This window comes from Tolypothrix sp. VBCCA 56010, assembly GCF_050875635.1.
Classification (GTDB): Bacteria; Cyanobacteriota; Cyanobacteriia; order Cyanobacteriales; family Nostocaceae; genus Hassallia.
The window spans coordinates 97234-117176 of record NZ_JBPAOH010000001.1 but is presented as its reverse complement, the minus strand read 5'-3'; the positions used below and the strand labels follow the sequence as shown (position 1 = coordinate 117176).

Below are 19943 nucleotides of genomic sequence, written 5' to 3'. Positions count from 1 at the left end.
AGGCACGGTAGAGACGTTCTGTGTGGAACGTCTGTACAAGAGGCGCGGAGTTCTTATTCTCCCCCTTGTCTCCTTGTCTCCTTGTCTCCTTGTCTCCTTGTCCCCTTGTCCCCCTCTCCCCCCATCTCCCCCTCCCCCCCTCCCCATCGTGGAAAGGAAACTATGCCACACCCATCCCGCAATTCACCATCCCCCCTTGCACATATAGAAGAAGATCCGGATAAAGCTTACATTGACAACAGTGAATTTACTGAGATAAATCCTCAGACAGAAGAAACCAGCGAAGCGAAGGAATGGTTCTACGGAACCGAAGAACTGTTAGATGCCTTACCCAGAGTTTGGACACGCTCTTTGGTGTATATGCTAACTAGCTTTGTCGTGATTATCATACCTTGGTCAATTCTCTCTAAAGTCGATGAAACCGGGAGCGCTAGAGGACGGATAGAACCCAAAGGAGCAACGCAAAAATTAGATAGTCTTTCTGGGGGTAGCGTCACTGCTGTCAGAGTCAAAGAAGGAGACAACGTAAGAACAGGGCAAATTCTTCTAGAACTGGAATCTGATGTTCTGCGAACCGATTTGCAACAAGCAGAAGCCAAGCTTTATGGACTACAAAACCAGCAGGCACAACAAGAACTACTCAAAAACCAATTACAGTTAGCAATTAGCGTTCAAGAGCAACAAAACAAATCTCAAGAATTAGAAAAGATTGCCCAAATCAATCAAGCACGGCAGAATCTTGAAGCTAAACAGAGTAGTTACAATTTACAAAAGTTAGAAAAACAGTCATTAGTCAGTCAAGCACAGCAACAGATTAGCACCAGTCAGAATGACCGAAAGTCGGCTCTTGGTCGTTTAAGTATAGATTCCAGACAAGTCGAACGCTTTAGCCAACTTGTAAAGGATGGTGCGGTTTCCGTAAACCAAATTGACCAACTCCGAAAAGAAGAACAAGAAAGCAAACGACTTTACCAGAAAGCGCAATCCGATGTCAAACAAGCAGAATTACGTTTAGCTGAAGAACTCAGTCGCTATCAGACAACAATTAACCAGTTGGAGTCTGATATCAAGCAAGCAAAACTTAGACTGCAAGAGGAGCAAAGTAGCTATCAAAGTGTGGTGAATGCTGGGAAACTAGCTGTGCTGAAAACTCAGGAACAGCTGAAATCGCTGCAAACGCAAATCGGTGATGCGCGATCGCAAATCGTTCAAACCCGAAGCCAGATTATATCCCTAAAGCTTCAGTTAGGGCAAAGAATAGTGCGATCGCCTGTTGATGGCATGATTTTTGAATTGCCAGTTTCCAAGCCAGGAGCAGTATTACAACCAGGTCAGAGGATTGCTCAAATTGCCCCGAAAAATGCTGGCTTCGTACTCAAAGCGAATATACCCAGCCAGGAAAGTGGCTTCTTGAAAGTAGGAATGCCAGTAAAAATAAAATTCGATGCCTATCCATTCCAAGAATATGGAATAGTTCAAGGGCGCGTCAATTGGATTTCACCTGATACGAAAGTGCAGCAAACACCCCAAGGTAATATCGAAAGCTTTGAATTAGAAATTACCTTGGATAAACCTTATATTCAGAATGGCAATCAACACATTCTATTAAGCCCCGGTCAAACAGCAACAGCCGAGGTAATTGTTCGCCAGCGGCGCGTTATTGACTTCATCTTAGAGCCATTTCAAAAGTTCCAAAAAGGCGGTATAGAACTTTAGTCATTGGGCGTATCTGCTTGACTGTTCCTAGTGAGTGGTTTACCGCTCAGAGCAAGGATTTTAAGCACAAAGCGTGCTTACTACAATTCTCCCTTGGTACTATATCATGTCCACACCTCTTTTTATTTCGCCTGAAGACATAATTCACTGCATTAAACTATCTTGCCAAGTTCCTGATTTAGTAGAGGCTATAGCTAGGCAAAAAATTATTGTCGATGCTGCAACAGAAGCAGGTATTACAGTCGCAGAATCAGAACTACAGCAAGAAGGAGATAGGCTGCGGTTTGCAAAAAAACTTGTCAAAGCAGCAGACACTTTAGCATGGTTAAAAAGACATCATCTTTCTGTCGATGATTTTGAAGAGTTAGTTCATAAAGACATACTCGCAAAGAAATTAGCTTTTCATCTATTTGCAGATAAAGTCGAACCGTTCTTTTATCAAAACAAACTCAATTATTTTGGCGCAGTTACTTATGAAATCATCTTTGATGATAGAGACGTAGCGTTGGAATTGTTTTATGCACTGCAAGAAGGCGAAGTTAGTTTTCAAGAAATCGCCCGCGAGTACATCATAAATCCAGAAATCCGCCGCGCTGGTGGATATCAAGGAATCAAAAGACGCGGAGAATTTCGCCCAGAAATAGCCGCTGCTGTATTTGCTGCCACTCCCCCAGAGATTCTCAAGCCAATGACCACGCCAAAAGGTGTGTATTTAATTTTGGTAGAAGAAATAATTCAACCCGAATTAGATGAGCGATCGCGTAGCAATATTTTGCAAGAATTGTTTTCTGATTGGTTAAAGCAACAGATTGAGAAACAAGAAATTTTGATTGATTTGGAAGGGGATAGAAATTCTCAGCCAGTACAGCCACTTACACAACCAGCTTAATTGCGTCCTTGGGTTTGCCAAAAATTTAATACCAGCTTGTATTTGATATCTCATCAACTATCTTTTTGTGGTTCAAAATATGTCTCAACTTGATGATATTCCCTGATTATTGGGAATAAAAGTTATTTTAAATAATATTATTTGTACTCCCTAAGTGAAGAGAGATAAAACTTTTTGTGCGTTTAAAAAGTTTTATTGAACCTTGTTTAGGAGTATTTTGCTGTTTAGAAACATGTAAAATTAAGCTTATAAAAAAGAAAAAAAGCTTTTATAAAATTGCAAATAATCCTATGAAAAAGCTTGTATTTCTAATTAGATATTGTTAAATTAATAGTGTCACCAAAAGGAAACAACTTGGTGGCATGTAAACCAGAAAAAACAACAATTTCAAGGAAACAACCATGATTATTTCAGATATCTCTCACATCGAAGTTGCAACCGAAGACAACAACATTCAAGGCGGATATGCATTTGCTGATGCATATGCTGGTGCATCTGCATATGGTCCAAACTATGCTTCTACCTACACCAGCACTTCTACAAGTGCTTACAAAGATAGCTACTACTACTACGACTACTACTACGGCTACGGCTACAACAGCGCCTCCTCTGGCTCTACCTCTAGTTCAGCGGCAGCTTAGGCATTAATATGGCAACCGCCATATTAAGAGGTTATTTCTAAAGTTCCTTCGCTTCGTGATGAATAGTTGAGAACTTTGTAAATAATCACTTGAAAAATAAAATCGCTGAAAGCTTTTAACAGCTTTCAGCGATATAGCTATCTCAAGAAGGTGACTTATGAGCAGAATAACAATTCTTGACCTCAGCTTTTGTGAAAGTGAAATTTCTGGTAGTAGTCAAATCCAAGGCGGAATTACTGTTAACTCCCCTACAGGAGCGTGGTCAGTTAGTGCTAGTTCCGCTCATTCTCAGGGCTACTATACAGACTACTTCTTTGACAAAGAAACTGGTAGTTATGGCTATGTAATCGGGGCTTACGTTAGCGGAGCAGTAGCTGGTGCAGTAACTGGTGCTGTTAGTGATGGCACTCAGTATGTCTCATCTTATTCCAGCGCTAGCGCCTAGTAGCTTAATTTGAATAGGAATGAGCGCAAAAATAATTGAAAGGCACATTATACAGTAGCGGTAATTCATGAATTACCGCTACTTACGACGTCGGATTGCGTAAGTCCTGTTCAATTCAAAAAGCTATTGAGTACTGCCTTAACATGGCTACTCAATAGCTTTTCTGCATTTATTTAGAGACTAAAATTAACGTGAGTTCGACAAAAAGAACCCCTCTCCAAACCTCTCCCCCTGTGGGGGAGAGGCTTAAAAACCTTCATTTTTAGCCCCTTCCCTACAAGGGAAGGGGTTGGGGTTAGGTTCATCGAATTCACGTTAAAATTAGGAATGAGTCTTGAAGTCTATTCCACAAAGATAAGTTAGACAACTAATAAATCACTTGCGCCTAACGCGCCCAAAAGCAATATTTTTACGCTTCAAAGCAACACCAATTAAGCCAGCTACTAAAAAAGAAGCTACATTAGATGCTTCAGGTACTGTAGCAACGCTAGCCTGATTCGCTTTAAATTCTATCAAACGCAGATTTATTTTGTCAGTAAAAGTGCGTTGATAATAACCCTCAAAATAAGCATTAGCAAGTTCTTCGTTTCCTCCAAAAATCTTTTCTTGGCTTTGACGACTGAAACTGATATTGTCAGTGTTTTGTAATTCTAGACTATCGCCATTGGCTGCGGTGTTGAGATTACCGACAACGCTAAAATAGTCTACAACACTGTGATTATCGATGTCGAATAAAGCAAAAGATGTTGTGCCAGTGGCTATAGCATTTTCTAACTGTGGGTTATCTATTGCTGTTAGCAGATTCAGGTCACTTGTAAAGTTGAAAGAAAAAGATTGATTGGCTTCTATAGCAAAGTCAGCAATAACTTGGGCGAAACTTTTTGCTATACCAAAGTATTTTTCCCCTTTACCCGAACCTTGGCTGAAAGCAAAATTGCTTGCAGATGGTTTTGGTGTATTGTAAAAAGTTGCTTCTGCATTTGCCTTTGCATCTACTGTGCCCTTGTTGGCATTAGTAAAAGTGTCAGTATTACTTATAACTATAGGCTCGGCAGAAAGGCTTTGATTGAAATCTGTAAATTTTACTTCACTCTTAGATAAAGCCAAACTAGCAGCTTGACTTGGTGTGCTTGCTAAAACAGAACTTGCTACCATCGGCGTAGCTAATAGCAATAGGCGCTTGACAAATTTTCTGTATTTTTTCATGTAAGTGCTATGTGTATATTTTTGAGGTTTACGTAATCTATTAGTGGTTAGGCGATCGCCAATTTTGGCAACCAGTATTATTGAGCTGGAAAAATTCTCAAGCCCATTAATCACCTTTCAACGCACCCTTCAAGGTAGATTTGTTGTTGATAAATGATTTAACCGTCTTTGCACCCAAAAAAGGGTAATGCAGTTAGAAAAATCTGCTTACGTAAATATGCTAAAAAAACAATCAATATAATTGTGTAATTTTGACGTAAAATCATTTAATTTTACCATCAAGTTAACAATAGTTTCCTGTAAAGACACTGAAATATTACTAGTACAAAAGCATACTGAATTACATAGATTACTTATTCAGTAATCTATGTAATTTTCCGGAAGATTTTGAAAATAATTCCCTAGAAGAATCCCAAAACAACTATAGCGGTCAAGGGTTGCATCCAATACACGCTCTTGTTCGGGTAGGGGCAATTCATGAATTGCCCCTACTAAGCTGTATTTCACTCAATTGAGAACCGCTATAAACTAAAAAAGTAGGGGCGATTAATCGCCCCTACCTTGCACAAACGAAGATATATTAATTAATTCTGCGCTTGTGGTTGCGGTGAACCGGGAATTGTTACATCTATCGCTGTCACTTGTGCTGCTAACTGCGTCAGTGGAGGGTTAATAGCAGTTTGATTCCCCACTACCAGTGTCACCATATTTTCTGGCTTAAGATATTTCTGCGCTACTCGTTGCACATCATCTACTGTAGTTGCGGCTACGGCTTTTTGATAGCGGAAGAGAAAATCAGCCGGATAGCCGTAATATTCGTAGCGCATCAAACGTGATAAAGTTTGTTTCGGGTCTTGAAAATTGAAAACAAACGAGTTGAGTGTAGACTCTTTAGCAAAAGCTAATTCTTTGGGAGTGACTTTTTCAGCTTGGGTGCGCTTGATTTGAGTTTGCATAGCTTTGACAAACTGTACCGTAGCATCGGATCGCGTTTGTCCCCCAGCAATGAACACCCCAGGATAATCAAAGCGGGGACTCCAATAACCGGATACAGAATAAGCTAAACCTTGACGCGATCGCACTTCATTAAACAAGCGTCCACCAAATCCATTTAACACATTATTCAACACATCCAACGCCGGATAATCGGAACTGTTGAACTGTCCCCCCAAATGCCCGATGAGAATGCTACTCTGAGTCAGTTGTGGCTGATTGACAAAATACACACCACCTGTTTTCGCTTGCTTCACCGCAGGTAACTGAAGTTTAGGCAAATTGGGATTAGCCTTCCAATCACCAAACTTAGCTTGAACAAGTTCGCGCATTTTTTTCGAGTCAAAATCCCCGATAATCCCCAAAATCATATTATTCGGGTAAAAATATTGCTGATAAAACTGACTCAAATCCTCACGCGAAATCTTATCTATCGTTGCATACTCCGTCGTTCTGGCATAAGGGCTATCCTTGCCATAAATCAACTTACCAAATTCCCTACTGGCAATATCATCAGGATCGTCATTGCGTCGAGAAATACTACCTTTCTCCTGCGTCTTCGCCAACTCCAGCTTATCAGCAGCAAACACCGGCTCTCGCAGCACTTCTGCAAACAGCCCAAAAACCGTTTCTAAATCTTCACTAAGCGACTCAAAACCAGCACCAGCCGAAGTCTCACCAATACTAGTTTCCACCGAAGCCGCTCGTTGTTCCAACATTTGATTTAGCTGATCCGGAGTATGCTTGCGAGTTCCTCCAGTTCGCATCACCTCACCAGTAAAGTCAGCCAAACCGACCTTATCAGCCGACTCAAAGCGATCGCCAGTACGCACCAAAGCACTACCACTCACCAACGGCAGTTCGCGATCCTCCATCAAATATACAACCATCCCATTTTGCAGCACAAAGCGATCGTACTTCGGCAACTTAACTTGCGGTAAAGGTGCAAACCGCAACTCAGTATACGGCTTCGCTCCCGGCGCAGCCACAGCAAAATCAAACATTCCCAAAAGCAACAGGGTAAAACAAAGCATCAACGAATACAAAAGCCTTTTCCCCATTACCCTCTTCCTCTTACCCCTTACCTTACGCATAATCTCTTCCTTCGCGTCCTTCGCGTCTTCGCGGTTCGTTTCTCATCCCTTCTTCGACAACAACTTACCAACAGTGCGATTCTCCGGTGTAAAACTTACCCTTGCCACCCGTTGAATATCCGCAGGAGTCACAGCCGCAATTTGATCCAACTGCTTAAACAAATTGCGCCAAGAACCAGTTTTCACCTCATATTCCAACAATTGCTGCGCCATACCCATATTAGAATCAAGCGATCGCAACAAACCCGCTCGCGCTTGTGTCTTCACTCGATCCAACTCCATCGGGGAAACAGGCTGAGTTTTCAAAGAATCAATTTCCTTTCTTAAAGCGATCGCCACCTCATCAACATTGTGACCCGGAGCCGTGAGAACATAGAACAACATCAAATTCGGATACTTATCTCCCGGATATCCGCTGAAACCTTGAGCACCTAACGCCAAACGTTGTTGTTCTACCAAAGACTTATATAAGCGCGACGTGCGCCCACTACTCAACAAACTGTCAATAATGTCATAAACTGCATTATCTGGATGAGTAATTGCCGGACGGTGATAACCTTCAAAATACCAAGGTTGCGAACGTAGTTCTAAAGTAACTTCTCGCGTTTGCTTTTGAGGAGGTTCTGCCGGGACTTGCGTTTGTGCTTTGGATTTAGCTTGAAAGCGTCCAAAGTAAGTTTGCGCTAGTTGTTTGACCTGATTTGGCTTGACATCTCCGACAACGGCGATCGTTAAATTGCTCGGTACATAGTACGCATCGAAAAACTTCCGCACATCTTCCCGTGTTAGGTTGCGGATATCTTCGTCATAACCAATCACCGGACGCCTGTAAGGATGTACCTTAAAAGCAGCATCGCTAAACTTCTCCATCATCAAGCCGGTAGGCGAGTTTTCCACCCGCAGGCGTCGCTCCTCTAAGATTACATCTTTTTCTTTATAAAACTCGCGAAATACAGGATCGAGAAATCTATCAGATTCTAAAGACATCCACAATTCCAACTTGTTAGAAGGAAAGCTGTAAAAATAACGAGTCGCTTCTGTGGAAGTATTCGCATTTAAACCAACACCTCCCGACTGTTCGACAATTCGCCCTAACTCGTTTTGCTTGACTAATTTCGCTGCTTGTGCCTCTACATTTTTAAACTCAGCCGATAACTTAGCAATCTCATCTTGTTTACCAGCAGCTTTCGCTGTTTTAATTTGGCTAGCTAATTGATCCAAACGGTCAAGTAAAGGTTTTTCAACTTTGTAGTCTGTTGTACCAACAAGCGTTGTCCCCTTGAATGCCAAATGCTCTAAAAAGTGTGCCACGCCTGTTTTTCCATTTGGCTCATCCACGCCACCGACATCAGCGTAAGTAAGAAAAGAAACTACAGGCGCTTGATGGCGTTCTAAGACAATGAACTTCATGCCATTATCAAGACGAAACTCCGTCAACTCCTTAATTACTCGATCTAAATAAGGTTGAATTGAACTTTGTGCTGGTGGGGTTTGCGTTTTGGCGAAAGCAATTTCTGGCGAAAACCCCCAACAGAGGAATATTGGCAAAAACAGTGTGACAAAAGTCAATATTTTCAAGCCACCAGAAAAAAAGCGCAAAAAGCTAAAATCTACAATTCGTGGGAAGTAACTAAGCTGCTTCATAAGGAAAAATGAAAGGGACTAGGGAATTAAGAATGGGGCAATGGGCATAGGGCATGGGGAATGGAAAATGGGGAATGGAAAATGGGGACGCTTAAAAAGAATTATTACCAATGACGGCAGGTGCCTCAACGGAACGGCAGTCGCTACAACGCGGGGAACCCGCGCAACGCGCTGCCTCGGAAACCTCCGCACGGCACTGCCTCCCCAATGCCCCATGCCCATTGCCCAATGACGGCAGGTGCCTCAACGGAACGGCAGTCGCTACAACGCGGGGAACCCGCGCAACGCGCTGCCTCGGAAACCTCCGCACGGCACTGCCTCCCCAATGCCCAATTTTCCATTCCCCAATGCCCAATTAAACAGAGCGTTAATCTTGTATTAAGCTTTTTGTGGTTTTTATACTTCACGTTAGACAATAATGCTACAAATCCTGTTCCGGAGATATCACCGTAACTATTATGCGAGTTTTTAATTCTTCCCCGCCAGCTGAAGCACAAACCCGTAGCCGCATTTTAAGCGCGGCACTGCGGTTGTTTGCTTCACAGGGATTTGACGGTACCACTACCCGCGACTTAGCGCAGGCAGCGGGTGTAGCTGAAGGTACTTTGTTTCGTCATTTTCCTAATAAAAAGGCGATTTTGATTGAGGTAGCAACTAATGGCTGGGTGGAGATTCTCACAGATTTGCTCACAGAATTGAGTGAAATGGGCAGTTATAAGGCTGTCGCGCAAGTGATGCGCCGGCGGATGTGGAATATGCACAAAAATGTCGATTTGATGCGAGTTTGTTTTATGGAAGCGCAGTTTCACCCAGATTTGCGCGATCGCATTCAATTAGAAGTAATTGATAAAATGAGCTCAGTTGCCGAAGCTTTCTTTCAAACCGCGATGGATAGAGGCATTTATCGCCAAACGAATGCTAAACTGGTTGCCAAAGTTTTTTTAGGAATGTTTGCCGTTGCAGGTTTTTCCAATAATACTTTAATGGAACCTGATGCCTCTCCTCAAGAAATGAAAGAAATGGCAGAAGGACTCGCTGATATATTTCTTAATGGTGTACTTGCAAAAGAGTGATGAGTTAAGTAGAGACGTTCCACCGGAACGTCTGTACCTAAGTGAGGAATTAGGTACAGACGTTCGGTGAGGAACGTTTGTACCTAAGTGAGGAATTAGGAGTTAAATTAAATTCGTAACTCATAACTCATAACTGTTTTTGCTTGTTGACACCACTGTTGCACTAACTCAATCGCCGGACATAAATCTCGTCGCTGTATGGTTGCTACTTGCAAGCGCATAATTTGTTGATGCAATCTGTGGGTGGGAGTTTCAGCCAACTGCGCTACTGAACCAATACCCGCATGAAGCAATAATCCGCAATATTGCGTCCCCACACTCGGAATCCGAGCCAAATCCGCCAAAGCTACCCATTTATTTACATACTGAAGATGAACTTGTAATTTATTTGCCAGCGCTACCTTAGATTGGAGAGTATTTCCTTGTTGAAATAGCGCTTTTGTGGTAAAAATACCGCAGTTTTGCAGTTGGGCTAGTTCTTCCTGACTTAATCCCGGCAATTGCTCAATCGACCAATCGCCGATTAGCGTATTGCTCAACTTTACTTGATTTTTAGCAGACATTTTTTTAACCTGAGAAATAGGCTTGTTTAACTATTGTGACAAATTCACAAGTTGATATCTTTGTCAATAGTTTGATAAAAACAAGTGGCGATCGCGAAGCGCGCCCTACCGCCCAAAAGCCCAAAGGGCTTTTGCCCCGTTCCAGAGGAACGGGGGAGGGGTTTTCCTTCAGAAAACCCCTCGGCGGTGAAACGGGCGATCGCAGTACTGTAGGATTAGTAATTCTAACTCCAAGAGTTTGAGCCAATGTTAAATAAAAACGGAAGCTTGAGGATAAAGGCGATCGCCAGCATTTTCACTGCTGTCAACTTAGCCCTAATCTCCGGGGGTTTAGTCAGCTGCGGTGAGGACGAACCAAAGCCACAGATTGAAACCCAGCAACAAAATCAACAAAATACTCAGTACAACAATCAGACTAACCAACAGCCTGTCCGTTCTAACAACGACCAAAAAGACGATAAAGACGACGACAAAGACGACGACAAAGACGACGACAAAGACGACGATAAAAACTAGAAAATGGGTAATGGGTAATGGGGCATGGGGCATCGGGCATCGGGCATGGAAAGAATCCGATTACAACGCGCATTACTTTCTTAAACTTGTTTAATTCCCATTGCCCATTGCCCAATTACCAATTACCTATTACCAATTACCAATTACCCCTTCGGGGTTCGCGGCTGTGCTTCAAGTCGGCAGAGCCGACGGCAGATGCTCCACTTGGGGAAACCCCAAGACCGCACTGCCTCCCCAACGCACTGGCTCACCAATTCCCAATTCCCAATTCCCAATTCCCAATTCCCAATTCCCAATGCCCCATGCTGATACAAAACACTTCTAACTCCCTCGTCGATATTCTACGGCAGCGAAGACAAAAACTAGCCAGCCTGATTGATTTTCCGGTAATTCTTTGGTCAGGAAACAACAGTCCGCGTAACTTTCCAGCAAATGTCTTTCCCTTTCGCGCTAGCAGTCATTTCCTCTATTTTGCCGGACTTCCCTTGCCAAACGCGGTAATTCGCTTAGAAGCCGGCAAGTTAGAACTATTCATGGACGATCCTAAACCGAGTAGCGCTTTATGGCATGGAGAAATGCCTTTGCGTGAAGAAATCGCCCAGAAAATAGGCGCGGATGTTGCTAAACCAATGGTGGAATTAGAATTATCAGTAGAAGGTGCGGCAACAATTGCCGTGCAAGATGCTGCTACTTGGACTCAGCAGTCGCAACTGTTGGATAGATTAGTATTACCGCAAATTCAGCCAGCCGGAATTGACTTAGAGTTAGCCAAAGCAATTGTTACAGTGCGTCTCACCCACGACGAAGCCGCATTAATTGAGTTAAGAAAAGCCGCTGCTGTTACCGTCGAAGCGCATAAAGCGGGGATGGCTGCTACAAGTAGCGCCAAAATAGAAGCAGAAGTGCGGGCTGCGATGGAAGCAGTTATCATCGCCCATAACATGACTACTTCCTACAACAGTATTGTCACCGTTCATGGCGAAGTTCTGCATAATGAGCAGTATCACCATTCTTTGCAACCTGGTGATTTACTACTTGCTGATGTCGGTGCGGAAACTGAAATTGGTTGGGCGGCTGATGTCACTCGTACTTGGGCTGTATCTGGAAAGTTTTCATCTACCCAGAGAGATATTTATGATGTAGTATTGGCGGCTCATGATGCGTGCATTGCCAAAATCCGTCCTGGTGTAGAGTATGAGGATATTCATTTACTAGCTTGCACCGTCATTGCTGAAGGTTTAGTAAATTTAGGCATTTTGAAAGGAAATCCGGAAGACTTAGTAGAAATGGATGCTCACGCGCTGTTTTTCCCCCACGGAATCGGTCATTTGCTGGGTTTGGATGTGCATGATATGGAAGACTTGGGGGATTTGGCAGGGTATGAAGAGAAAAGAGAAAGAAGCGATCGCTTTGGTTTAGGCTACCTACGTTTAAATCGTCCCCTGCGTCCTGGAATGTTAGTTACAATCGAACCTGGATTTTATCAAGTTCCAGCGATTTTAAATGATGCTAACCTGCGCTCAAAGTATCATAATCTCCTCAACTGGCAGCGTTTATCTCAATTTGCCGATGTACGCGGAATCCGCATTGAAGATGATGTTTTAGTTACAACAGAAGGCAGCGAAGTTTTAACAGCTGCATTGCCAAATCAAGCCAGTGCTGTAGAGGATTTGGTTGGTGGATAGTGGATAGTGGATAGTGGGGCATGGGGCATGGGGCATGGAGCATGGGGCATGGGGGAGGCAGTGCCGTGCGGAGGCGCCCGACCTTGAGGCAACTGGCGTCATGGGGCAAGCGTCCAAGTGGGCATCGATCGAAATTTGGCTTTATTCCCATTGCCCATTGCCCATTGCCCATTGCCCAACAACTAACAACTAACAATTAACAACTAACCACTAACAAAGATTTTGCTAAATTTGACTTTTAATCCAATCACGAAATTCCCTAACTAACTCTAAATAATCTTTCTGCCCAACCTGTTGCAAAAAATTAGATATTTCTGCAATAGGTAAATTAGGAAATGCTAAACTTTGTTCTACAGCTACATATTCTTGATTTTGAAGTACATTAATACCAAAAGACTTGCCGTCATATCGCCAAATTTCCGGCACACCAATATCTGCATATACTTCAAAGCGATTTTGCGAACTACTTACCCATTACCCATTACCCTCAAAAATTGCTCCTATAAGCTTTAACTCTACCTTCATCTCCTCAGAAATGCCTTGATTCCATCCAAAGCGAGTTTTCTCAACTTTCACATTATTCAAGTTAGCATTGCTCAAATCAGCATTTCTCAAGTCAGCATTATTCAAATTCGCATCCTCTAAATTAGCGCCACATAAATTCGCATCTTTGAAGTTAGCATCGCTAAAGTTAGTATTCTTCAAATTAGCACTGCTGAGGTCTGCCCCTCTCAGGTCGGCATTGCTGAGGTTAGCATCCTTAAGTTTGGCATCGCTCAGTTTAGCATTTTTGAGATCGGCACTGCTGAGATTGGCATTTTTCAACTTGGCACTGTTCATGTAGGCACTGCTGAAGTTAGTACCGATTAATTGAGCATCGTTGAAATTGCCATTCCATAAATAGACACCACTAAGGTTGGCATTGTTGAGGTTGGCATTGTTGAGGTTGGCATCGCTGAGGTTGGCATGACTCAGGTTTGCACCCACTAAATGAGCATTGTTGAGGTTGGCACTGCTGAGGTTTGCATCCACTAACTGAGTATTGCTGAGGTTGGCATTGCTGAGATTTGCACTGGTGAGATTTGCATTGCTGAGATTTGCATTGCTGAGATTTACATTGCTGAGGTTAGCACCGCAGAAGTTGCCATTTAAAAAGCTGGCATTTACTAACTGGGCATTACTAAGATTAGTACCACTGAAGTAAACATCATCAAGGTTGATATTATTGAGGTTAGCATTGCTGAGGTTGGCAAGGAGAAAGTGAGCTTTGCTTAATTGCTCTTCAGATACTTGATAAACTAATTTTTGCAGCAAATCTTGATGAACTGATAGCTGGTTAATTTCCGCATCGCTCAAGTCAGCATCGTTGAGGGTAGCTGCTGATAAATTGTTAGTTTGAGATGTCACTTGAGACTTTTGCAAAAGCCGCTTATGTTCGCTTCTGGCTACAAAAAAAGCAATTAAGCAAAAGCTCAAACCAACCACAACTGCTGGTGGTTTACCGTTCGTCAGCAGCATCACTATAAGACCTATAGCAGCCAGAATAATAATCTGCTTGAACAATGAAATCAGTTCTGCTTTCCCTTCTTGAGAAAAAGTACTATTTTTCCGATTGGTTAGAGTCATGCTTAAATACTTTCCTTGTTGTTTTTACAATTAGTTCAATCAACCCAGAATCTACCCGTGATTCAACCCGCGAGTCCTAAGACAAAATAGTAAATTACACGATATGATGCACTCTTGCTGACATAACGTGGCATAACTAAGGCATTTTGTTACAGACAGGTATGAAATACTAGAGAAGTTTTTATCGATAATGTAGTGCCCGATTAATTAGGTAATTTTGATAAGAATATATAAGGCGATCGCATCCTAAATTGATAGATAAATTCCTAATTGGGAAAATTATGTATCAGTTTTCACCAAAAAATCTTTTATTTGCGTGTATTAATCTGTGACACTTCTTGATAACTGCCTAATTCCGTCTTTGATAAAGCGGTATGAAGGCAATGTAAGAGTCATTCTTTCTAAAAGATGTCTGAACTATGTGAAGCTTTGGCTGGGTCATCTGATTAGGGATAAATGAAAGAGGTGGGAAAGAGCGATCGCTTTACTACTGTCCATCTCTCTTGTCAGGAAATCAAGACAATGTATGAATCATAACTCAATATATATTGTGATATATAAATGTTACATTTTTTTGGGCATAGGGAATTGGGCATTGGGCAATGGGCATGGGGCATTGGGAATTGGTAATTATTTTGATTCCCCATTCCCCACTTTCCACTCCCCATTACCCACTCCCCATTACCCACTCCCCACTCCCATTCCCTATTCACCATTCCCCTTTAAACTACTAGGTATTCGGTAGCTACAGACGGAATGAAAACTACTAAGCTGGTAAATAGCACCTGAAAATATCGGAAGTTAAACAGTAGCACCCAAACGCTATTGCTAGCTTCCTTGTCGGCTAACTACCTGTAACCAAATTATGTTTGATGCTTTATCTGACCGTTTAGAAGCTGCCTGGAAGAAACTGCGAGGACAGGACAAAATTTCCCAATCCAACATTCAAGACGCTTTGCGTGAAGTGCGTCGCGCTTTGTTGGAAGCAGATGTCAATCTTCAGGTAGTCAAAGATTTTATTACCGATGTCGAGGAAAAGGCTCAGGGAGCCGATGTGATTGCAGGCGTGCGACCTGACCAACAGTTCATTAAAATTGTTTACGATGAATTGGTGCAGGTAATGGGGGATGTGAATGTTCCCTTAGCACAAGCTGAAAAATCACCCACCGTTGTGCTGATGGCTGGGTTGCAGGGAACCGGTAAAACTACAGCCACAGCTAAGTTAGCTTTACATTTACGTAAATTAGAACGCAGCTGCTTAATGGTGGCAACAGACGTGTATCGTCCGGCAGCTATTGACCAGCTAATAACACTGGGTAAGCAAATTGACGTGCCAGTATTTGAACTGGGAAGCAATGCTGACCCAGTAGAAATAGCCCGTCAAGGTATCGAACGCGGTCGAGCAGAAGGTGTTGATACAGTAATTATCGATACTGCGGGTCGCTTGCAAATTGATGAAGAGATGATGGGAGAGTTAGCCCGCATCAAAGAAACAGTCCAACCGCACGAAACGCTCTTGGTAGTGGACTCAATGACCGGTCAAGAAGCGGCAAATCTTACCCGCACCTTCCACGAGCAAATCGGCATTACTGGAGCGATTCTCACCAAACTCGATGGCGATAGCCGTGGTGGTGCGGCTTTATCAGTGCGGCAAATTTCCGGAGCGCCGATTAAGTTTGTCGGCGTGGGTGAAAAAGTCGAGGCTCTGCAACCATTTTACCCTGACCGGATGGCATCGCGAATTCTGGGAATGGGCGATGTTTTAACGCTGGTAGAAAAAGCCCAAGAAGAAATCGACTTGGCAGATGCCGAGAAAATGCAGGAGAAAATCCTTTCCGCAAAGTTCGATTTTACTGACTTTCTCAAACAGTTGCGCCTGCTGAAAAACATGGGATCGCTGGGTGGTATCATCAAGATGATTCCAGGGATGAACAAGCTATCAGACGATCAGCTCAAGCAGGGAGAAACCCAGCTAAAACGCTGTGAGGCGATGATTAACTCGATGACTAAACAGGAACGCCACGATCCTGATTTGTTGGCAAGTTCTCCCAGCCGACGCCGACGAATTGCGGGTGGTTCTGGTTATAGAGAAGCCGATGTGAGTAAGTTGGTAGCTGATTTCCAAAAAATGCGATCGCTCATGCAGCAAATGGGTCAAGGTGGTGGTATGCCCGGTATGCCCGGTATGTTCGGCGGTGGTATGGGCAATCCCTACCCAGCAGGCAATCGTCCCCCCGCCCCAGGATGGCGAGGTTATACTGGCGCTGCAACTACCAAAAAGAAAAAGAAAGATAAAAAGAAAAAAGGCTTTGGTAATCTTTAGGGCATGGGGCATTGGGCATGGGGCATAGGGCATTGGGCATTGGGCATTGGGCATAGGTAATTCCTCTTTGTCTCCTTGTCTCCTTGTCCCCTTGTCTCCCCACTCCCCATTACCCATTGCCCATTACCCATTACCCATTCCCCATTGACTCCTAGCAGTTAATGCTAGGCTAGTGCTAAAATTAGCATTCCAGCATCAACAAGCTACAAACTGATAGGTCACGCATAGGAGAATATTTTCTCAATCATGATTAAACTGCGCTTGAAGCGATACGGAAAAAAACGGGAAGTAAGTTATCGTATTGTCGCTATTAACAGCCTTGATCGCCGCGATGGTCGTCCCCTAGAAGAACTTGGATTCTACAACCCCAGAACCGATGAAGTGCGACTCGATGTTGACGGTATCGTGAAGCGACTGCAACAAGGCGCTCAACCAACTGACACCGTGCGTAGCATCTTACAAAAAGCTAATGTTTTTGAACAGCTCAGTGCAAAAGCCGCATCATAACGACGAAACAAAATTGAGGACAGCCAGTCCTGACTACGTTAGGCTGGTAAAGTTTTTAGTGCAGCCGTTTTTGGAATCTCCGCAGTCTTTGAGCGTCGATTGTGAAATTTCTCACATCCTCAAACGAGTTTGGATTCGCATAGCCTTCGACAGCGCAGATAAAGGAAAAGTGTTTGGTCGGGGAGGACGCAATATCCAGGCGATTCGCACGGTTATTGCCGCAGCCGCCGAAACAGCTGGACAATCAGTATACCTAGATATCTACGGCAGTAATGCCCAAGGTCGAGAAGGTATGTCTTTTGATGAAGACTCGGAAGAGCGATTACCAGCACCGAAATCGAGACCAAGAGAAGGAAACGACTCACGACCTATTGTTAAACCCCGCGTCCGCTCTAGTTTCAACTAAAAAGTAAATTACTTTATGCGGTTACGCAGTAAAGTCCACACCCATCGTCTTCAATAAGCCCGCTATCCTACGGTAAACGCCTTTATGCGGGTTTATTGAAGAATTTTCAGATTTGGCATCGGTACAACATGGGGATAAGCCGTAACAATTATTTTGAGTTTTCCTTTCCTCAGAATTACTTGTGGCAAAGTCAACGTAATTCGTAATTGATAATTCATAATTCATAATTTCAATCAGTGAGAGCTTGAACTCTCGACGGGATTGTTGACCGCGCTCATTAAAAAAGAGCGTGTTCGCGCTTTACCGATTCTTTAATTATGAATTATGAATTATGAGTTAATAATTATTTTGACATTTATCCCCAAAATTATATTTAAGGTCGTGTGGCAAGCCACGCGACCCTAAATTAAGCGGTTTTTGGTAAGCTATCTGCATACACAAAATGCTTTTTTTGATTGAACAGATGGGAAACACCCATCAACAAAAACCAGCAAGTAAGAGATGCGTTCTCGATCGCGTCTCTTGTTTTAGTAAACAGGTCTAACTATTAAAATATTTAGTTGTACTTAAGTTTACCGTATCAGTTTTTCCTCTAAATCGCGCCAAGTGCGATCGCGCTCTGGGTGCAGGTTACGCCAACGTCCAAAAAAATCTTAACCTTTATAAAGAACAATTCCTCACACATAAGAAATACTATGGCAGCTGCCTTGCCAATTCAACTGCCGAATATCGAAAGCGCGATCGCGCTAGCGGGACAACATGAAGAAAATCTCAAAACCATATCCCGGCAAACAGGAGCTAACCTGGTGCTGCGGGGACAGGAATTACACATTGCTGGTACAGATAAACAAATTGATTTAGCTACTCGATTAGTGCGATCGCTTGAAGATTTGTGGACTAGTGGTAATACCATCACTAGCGCCGATATTTTAACAGCTCGTCAGGCTTTGGATAGCGATCGCACTGAAGAGTTACACGAGTTGCAGCGAGATGTTCTTGCCAGAACTCGGAAGGGAGAAGAAATCCGTGCCAAAACCTTTCGCCAGCGACAGTACATTAACGCTCTACGTCAGCGAGACTTGACATTCTGCATCGGTCCTGCTGGTACTGGTAAAACTTTCCTCGCTGTTGTCGTTGCCGTGCAAGCACTTCTTGCCAACGAATTTGAAAAGCTTATTTTAACTCGTCCTGCCGTCGAAGCCGGTGAAAAACTCGGCTTTTTGCCTGGAGACTTACAACAAAAAGTAAATCCCTATCTCCGTCCGCTCTACGATGCCATCAATGAATTTATCGACCCCGAAAAAGTACCGAATTTGATGGAACGCGGTGTAATAGAAGTTGCACCCCTCGCCTACATGCGGGGACGCACTCTCAACAACGCTTTTGTGATTGTAGACGAAGCTCAAAATACCACACCCGCTCAAATGAAAATGGTTTTGACTCGTTTGGGCTTTCATTCTCGCATGGTGATTACAGGTGACATAACACAAACCGATTTGTTACCTCACCAAGAATCTGGATTATCGGTGGCGTTACATATTTTAAAGAATGTTCAAGGCATTTCCTTTTGTGAATTTTCTCAAAAAGATGTCGTGCGCCATGCTTTAGTTCAGCGAATTGTCGCTGCTTACGAACAACACGAAAAATAAAAGCGTGGATAGTGGGGCATGGGGCAATGGGCAATGGGCAATGGGCAATGGGCAATGGGAATAAAGCCAAATTTCGATCTCAGCCCACTTGGACGCTTGCCCCATGCCCCATGCCCCATGACGGCAGGTGCTCCACTTGGGGAGACCCCAAGACCGCACTGCCTCCCCCATGCCCCATGCCCAACAACCAACAACTAACAACTAACAACCAACACCCAACTATGACTTTAAAAGAATTTTTAGAAGCTTGCGAAACTCTAGGAACTCTACGTTTAATTGTTACTAGCAGCGCTGCTGTATTAGAAGCGCGTGGCAAAATAGAAAAGCTGTTTTATGCAGAGTTACCCAAAGGTAAATATGCTAATATGCACACCGAAGGTTTTGAATTTCACTTGAATATGGATAAAATTACTCAGGTGAAATTTGAAACGGGTGAAGCGAAGCGAGGCAATTTTACCACTTATGCCATCCGCTTTTTAGATGAGAAACAAGAAGCCGCTTTAAGTTTATTTTTACAATGGGGTAAACCGGGAGAATATGAACCCGGTCAAGTCGAAGCTTGGCACGCTTTACGAGAACAGTATGGAGAAGTTTGGCAACCTGCACCGTTGACAGAGATTAATGGGTAATCGGGAATGGGTAATTGGTTCACAAGTTGTCACTGTCTGGTATCGGCACTTCTTACCTTGGGTGTGCGCGATCGCGCGATCTTTAGAGCTTGAGTGCAATAATAAATATTTACAAGCAACGGAAAGAAAATTGCCATGTTAACAACTTCCATCCGCTTGCAATTAGAACCTGGTCAAAAAGTAACCCTCCAGCCGGTCACTTGGCAACGGTTTGAAGCGATTTTAACTGAGTTGGGAGAAAAGCGTTATCTTCTTTGAAGGTAGGGTGCGTTACGGTTCCCTAACGCACCCTACATTTTACTACTATGCCCAATGCCCTATGCCCTATGCCCAATCTC

Annotated in this window: 26 protein-coding genes; 16 read left to right on the top strand and 10 right to left on the bottom strand. The window is 43.3% G+C overall.

What is annotated here, in order from left to right; genetic code table 11:
- Positions 1-53 precede the first annotated feature (53 nt).
- On the bottom strand, positions 54-182 hold the full coding sequence (locus AABK37_RS00525) for a hypothetical protein (protein ID WP_432549665.1): 129 nt from the start codon (positions 180-182) through the stop codon (positions 54-56).
- Here AABK37_RS00525 and AABK37_RS00520 point away from each other — a divergent pair.
- The 4 genes from AABK37_RS00520 (at position 163) to AABK37_RS00505 (ending at position 3691) form a co-directional block, all read left to right on the top strand.
- Entirely contained in the window at positions 163-1716 is a 1554-nt protein-coding gene (locus AABK37_RS00520; protein ID WP_432549664.1) for an HlyD family efflux transporter periplasmic adaptor subunit, read from the top strand. The genes AABK37_RS00525 and AABK37_RS00520 overlap by 20 nt on opposite strands.
- A 106-nt stretch (positions 1717-1822) precedes the next feature.
- Positions 1823-2605 (top strand): peptidylprolyl isomerase, encoded by a 783-nt coding sequence (locus AABK37_RS00515; protein WP_432549663.1) that lies wholly within the window; start codon positions 1823-1825, stop codon positions 2603-2605.
- Positions 2606-3006: 401 nt separating this feature from the next.
- Positions 3007-3246: a hypothetical protein gene (locus tag AABK37_RS00510; protein ID WP_432549662.1), complete on the top strand. Its 240-nt coding sequence runs from the start codon at positions 3007-3009 to the stop codon at positions 3244-3246.
- A gap of 157 nt (positions 3247-3403) precedes the next feature.
- A complete protein-coding gene (locus tag AABK37_RS00505; RefSeq protein WP_432549661.1) occupies positions 3404-3691 on the top strand; it encodes a hypothetical protein in 288 nt (95 codons plus the stop codon).
- A gap of 375 nt (positions 3692-4066) precedes the next feature.
- Here AABK37_RS00505 and AABK37_RS00500 read toward each other — a convergent pair whose 3' ends face one another.
- The 3 genes from AABK37_RS00500 to AABK37_RS00490 form a co-directional block, all read right to left on the bottom strand.
- Positions 4067-5011: a hypothetical protein gene (locus tag AABK37_RS00500; protein WP_432549660.1), complete on the bottom strand. Its 945-nt coding sequence runs from the start codon at positions 5009-5011 to the stop codon at positions 4067-4069.
- Between the two features lie 470 nt (positions 5012-5481).
- Positions 5482-6924 carry a M16 family metallopeptidase gene (locus tag AABK37_RS00495; protein ID WP_432549696.1) on the bottom strand — a complete coding sequence of 481 codons (1443 nt, stop codon included), beginning with the start codon at positions 6922-6924 and terminating at the stop codon, positions 5482-5484.
- Between the two features lie 102 nt (positions 6925-7026).
- The gene (locus tag AABK37_RS00490) at positions 7027-8628 is read right to left on the bottom strand and encodes a M16 family metallopeptidase (RefSeq protein WP_432549659.1); all 1602 of its coding nucleotides are present in this window, start codon (positions 8626-8628) and stop codon (positions 7027-7029) included.
- 67 nt (positions 8629-8695) lie between these two features.
- Here AABK37_RS00490 and AABK37_RS00485 point away from each other — a divergent pair, with 67 nt between their 5' ends.
- The 3 genes from AABK37_RS00485 to AABK37_RS00475 are packed head-to-tail and all read left to right on the top strand — an operon-like array spanning position 8696 to position 9701.
- Entirely contained in the window at positions 8696-8860 is a 165-nt protein-coding gene (locus tag AABK37_RS00485) for a hypothetical protein (RefSeq protein WP_432549658.1), read from the top strand.
- Positions 8836-9081, top strand: a complete 246-nt coding sequence (locus tag AABK37_RS00480; protein WP_432549657.1) for a hypothetical protein — start codon at positions 8836-8838, stop codon at positions 9079-9081. Before AABK37_RS00485 ends, AABK37_RS00480 begins: the two co-directional genes overlap by 25 nt.
- Positions 9082-9086: 5 nt before the next feature.
- Positions 9087-9701: a TetR/AcrR family transcriptional regulator gene (locus AABK37_RS00475; RefSeq protein ID WP_432549656.1), complete on the top strand. Its 615-nt coding sequence runs from the start codon at positions 9087-9089 to the stop codon at positions 9699-9701.
- Between the two features lie 107 nt (positions 9702-9808).
- Here AABK37_RS00475 and AABK37_RS00470 read toward each other — a convergent pair whose 3' ends face one another.
- Positions 9809-10264 carry a DUF4332 domain-containing protein gene (locus AABK37_RS00470; protein ID WP_432549655.1) on the bottom strand — a complete coding sequence of 152 codons (456 nt, stop codon included), beginning with the start codon at positions 10262-10264 and terminating at the stop codon, positions 9809-9811.
- A gap of 246 nt (positions 10265-10510) precedes the next feature.
- On the opposite strand from AABK37_RS00470, the gene AABK37_RS00465 reads away from it, so the two are divergent.
- The 3 genes from AABK37_RS00465 to AABK37_RS00455 all read left to right on the top strand — a co-directional run bounded on the left by AABK37_RS00465 (position 10511) and on the right by AABK37_RS00455 (position 12658).
- On the top strand, positions 10511-10780 hold the full coding sequence (locus tag AABK37_RS00465; protein WP_432549654.1) for a hypothetical protein: 270 nt from the start codon (positions 10511-10513) through the stop codon (positions 10778-10780).
- Positions 10781-11082: 302 nt separating this feature from the next.
- Entirely contained in the window at positions 11083-12465 is a 1383-nt protein-coding gene (locus AABK37_RS00460; RefSeq protein ID WP_432549695.1) for an aminopeptidase P family protein, read from the top strand.
- A gap of 13 nt (positions 12466-12478) precedes the next feature.
- A complete protein-coding gene (locus AABK37_RS00455) occupies positions 12479-12658 on the top strand; it encodes a hypothetical protein (RefSeq protein ID WP_432549653.1) in 180 nt (59 codons plus the stop codon).
- Between the two features lie 32 nt (positions 12659-12690).
- On the opposite strand, the gene AABK37_RS00450 is transcribed toward AABK37_RS00455, so the two are convergent.
- The 3 genes from AABK37_RS00450 to AABK37_RS00440 form a co-directional block, all read right to left on the bottom strand.
- Positions 12691-12891, bottom strand: coding sequence for a hypothetical protein (locus AABK37_RS00450; protein WP_432549652.1), 201 nt, complete (start codon positions 12889-12891; stop codon positions 12691-12693).
- A 48-nt stretch (positions 12892-12939) separates the two neighbouring features.
- Positions 12940-14091, bottom strand: coding sequence for a pentapeptide repeat-containing protein (locus tag AABK37_RS00445; RefSeq protein ID WP_432549651.1), 1152 nt, complete (start codon positions 14089-14091; stop codon positions 12940-12942).
- A gap of 538 nt (positions 14092-14629) precedes the next feature.
- On the bottom strand, positions 14630-14752 hold the full coding sequence (locus AABK37_RS00440; RefSeq protein WP_432549650.1) for a hypothetical protein: 123 nt from the start codon (positions 14750-14752) through the stop codon (positions 14630-14632).
- A gap of 204 nt (positions 14753-14956) precedes the next feature.
- On the opposite strand from AABK37_RS00440, the gene ffh reads away from it, so the two are divergent.
- Positions 14957-16414: a signal recognition particle protein gene (gene ffh, locus AABK37_RS00435; protein WP_432549649.1), complete on the top strand. Its 1458-nt coding sequence runs from the start codon at positions 14957-14959 to the stop codon at positions 16412-16414.
- On the opposite strand, the gene AABK37_RS00430 is transcribed toward ffh, so the two are convergent.
- The gene (locus AABK37_RS00430; RefSeq protein ID WP_432549648.1) at positions 16411-16545 is read right to left on the bottom strand and encodes a histidine kinase; all 135 of its coding nucleotides are present in this window, start codon (positions 16543-16545) and stop codon (positions 16411-16413) included. The two genes, ffh and AABK37_RS00430, sit on opposite strands and share 4 nt — an antisense overlap.
- A gap of 115 nt (positions 16546-16660) precedes the next feature.
- Between AABK37_RS00430 and rpsP the strand changes: the two genes are divergently transcribed.
- The gene (rpsP, locus tag AABK37_RS00425; RefSeq protein ID WP_432549647.1) at positions 16661-16921 is read left to right on the top strand and encodes a 30S ribosomal protein S16; all 261 of its coding nucleotides are present in this window, start codon (positions 16661-16663) and stop codon (positions 16919-16921) included.
- Positions 16884-17327 (top strand): KH domain-containing protein, encoded by a 444-nt coding sequence (locus AABK37_RS00420; RefSeq protein WP_432549646.1) that lies wholly within the window; start codon positions 16884-16886, stop codon positions 17325-17327. Before rpsP ends, AABK37_RS00420 begins: the two co-directional genes overlap by 38 nt.
- A 92-nt stretch (positions 17328-17419) precedes the next feature.
- Here AABK37_RS00420 and AABK37_RS00415 read toward each other — a convergent pair whose 3' ends face one another.
- Positions 17420-17545: a hypothetical protein gene (locus AABK37_RS00415; protein WP_432549645.1), complete on the bottom strand. Its 126-nt coding sequence runs from the start codon at positions 17543-17545 to the stop codon at positions 17420-17422.
- 477 nt (positions 17546-18022) lie between these two features.
- Here AABK37_RS00415 and AABK37_RS00410 point away from each other — a divergent pair, with 477 nt between their 5' ends.
- The 3 genes from AABK37_RS00410 to AABK37_RS00400 all read left to right on the top strand — a co-directional run bounded on the left by AABK37_RS00410 (position 18023) and on the right by AABK37_RS00400 (position 19863).
- Positions 18023-18976, top strand: a complete 954-nt coding sequence (locus AABK37_RS00410) for a PhoH family protein (protein WP_432549644.1) — start codon at positions 18023-18025, stop codon at positions 18974-18976.
- Positions 18977-19152: 176 nt separating this feature from the next.
- Positions 19153-19605, top strand: coding sequence for a ChuX/HutX family heme-like substrate-binding protein (locus AABK37_RS00405; RefSeq protein ID WP_432549694.1), 453 nt, complete (start codon positions 19153-19155; stop codon positions 19603-19605).
- A gap of 135 nt (positions 19606-19740) precedes the next feature.
- On the top strand, positions 19741-19863 hold the full coding sequence (locus AABK37_RS00400; RefSeq protein ID WP_432549643.1) for a hypothetical protein: 123 nt from the start codon (positions 19741-19743) through the stop codon (positions 19861-19863).
- Positions 19864-19943: the final 80 nt, after the last annotated feature.

Excerpts from the sequence above, each read along its gene's own strand:
- AABK37_RS00475 (WP_432549656.1), top strand. The coding sequence starts at position 9,087 with ATGCGAGTTTTTAATTCTTCCCCGCCAGCTGAAGCACAAACCCGTAGC.
- AABK37_RS00410 (WP_432549644.1), top strand. The coding sequence starts at position 18,023 with ATGGCAGCTGCCTTGCCAATTCAACTGCCGAATATCGAAAGCGCGATC.
- AABK37_RS00415 (WP_432549645.1), bottom strand. The coding sequence starts at position 17,545 with ATGAATTATCAATTACGAATTACGTTGACTTTGCCACAAGTAATTCTG.
- AABK37_RS00405 (WP_432549694.1), top strand. The coding sequence starts at position 19,153 with ATGCCCAACAACCAACAACTAACAACTAACAACCAACACCCAACTATG.
- AABK37_RS00490 (WP_432549659.1), bottom strand. The coding sequence starts at position 8,628 with ATGAAGCAGCTTAGTTACTTCCCACGAATTGTAGATTTTAGCTTTTTG.
- AABK37_RS00505 (WP_432549661.1), top strand. The coding sequence starts at position 3,404 with ATGAGCAGAATAACAATTCTTGACCTCAGCTTTTGTGAAAGTGAAATT.
- AABK37_RS00460 (WP_432549695.1), top strand. The coding sequence starts at position 11,083 with ATGCTGATACAAAACACTTCTAACTCCCTCGTCGATATTCTACGGCAG.
- AABK37_RS00420 (WP_432549646.1), top strand. The coding sequence starts at position 16,884 with ATGTTTTTGAACAGCTCAGTGCAAAAGCCGCATCATAACGACGAAACA.
- AABK37_RS00470 (WP_432549655.1), bottom strand. The coding sequence starts at position 10,264 with ATGTCTGCTAAAAATCAAGTAAAGTTGAGCAATACGCTAATCGGCGAT.
- AABK37_RS00445 (WP_432549651.1), bottom strand. The coding sequence starts at position 14,091 with ATGACTCTAACCAATCGGAAAAATAGTACTTTTTCTCAAGAAGGGAAA.
- AABK37_RS00510 (WP_432549662.1), top strand. The coding sequence starts at position 3,007 with ATGATTATTTCAGATATCTCTCACATCGAAGTTGCAACCGAAGACAAC.
- AABK37_RS00485 (WP_432549658.1), top strand. The coding sequence starts at position 8,696 with ATGGGGAATGGAAAATGGGGACGCTTAAAAAGAATTATTACCAATGAC.
- AABK37_RS00520 (WP_432549664.1), top strand. The coding sequence starts at position 163 with ATGCCACACCCATCCCGCAATTCACCATCCCCCCTTGCACATATAGAA.
- AABK37_RS00480 (WP_432549657.1), top strand. The coding sequence starts at position 8,836 with ATGCCCCATGCCCATTGCCCAATGACGGCAGGTGCCTCAACGGAACGG.
- AABK37_RS00400 (WP_432549643.1), top strand. The coding sequence starts at position 19,741 with ATGTTAACAACTTCCATCCGCTTGCAATTAGAACCTGGTCAAAAAGTA.
- rpsP (WP_432549647.1), top strand. The coding sequence starts at position 16,661 with ATGATTAAACTGCGCTTGAAGCGATACGGAAAAAAACGGGAAGTAAGT.
- AABK37_RS00515 (WP_432549663.1), top strand. The coding sequence starts at position 1,823 with ATGTCCACACCTCTTTTTATTTCGCCTGAAGACATAATTCACTGCATT.
- ffh (WP_432549649.1), top strand. The coding sequence starts at position 14,957 with ATGTTTGATGCTTTATCTGACCGTTTAGAAGCTGCCTGGAAGAAACTG.
- AABK37_RS00430 (WP_432549648.1), bottom strand. The coding sequence starts at position 16,545 with ATGGGTAATGGGCAATGGGTAATGGGGAGTGGGGAGACAAGGGGACAA.
- AABK37_RS00465 (WP_432549654.1), top strand. The coding sequence starts at position 10,511 with ATGTTAAATAAAAACGGAAGCTTGAGGATAAAGGCGATCGCCAGCATT.
- AABK37_RS00495 (WP_432549696.1), bottom strand. The coding sequence starts at position 6,924 with ATGCTTTGTTTTACCCTGTTGCTTTTGGGAATGTTTGATTTTGCTGTG.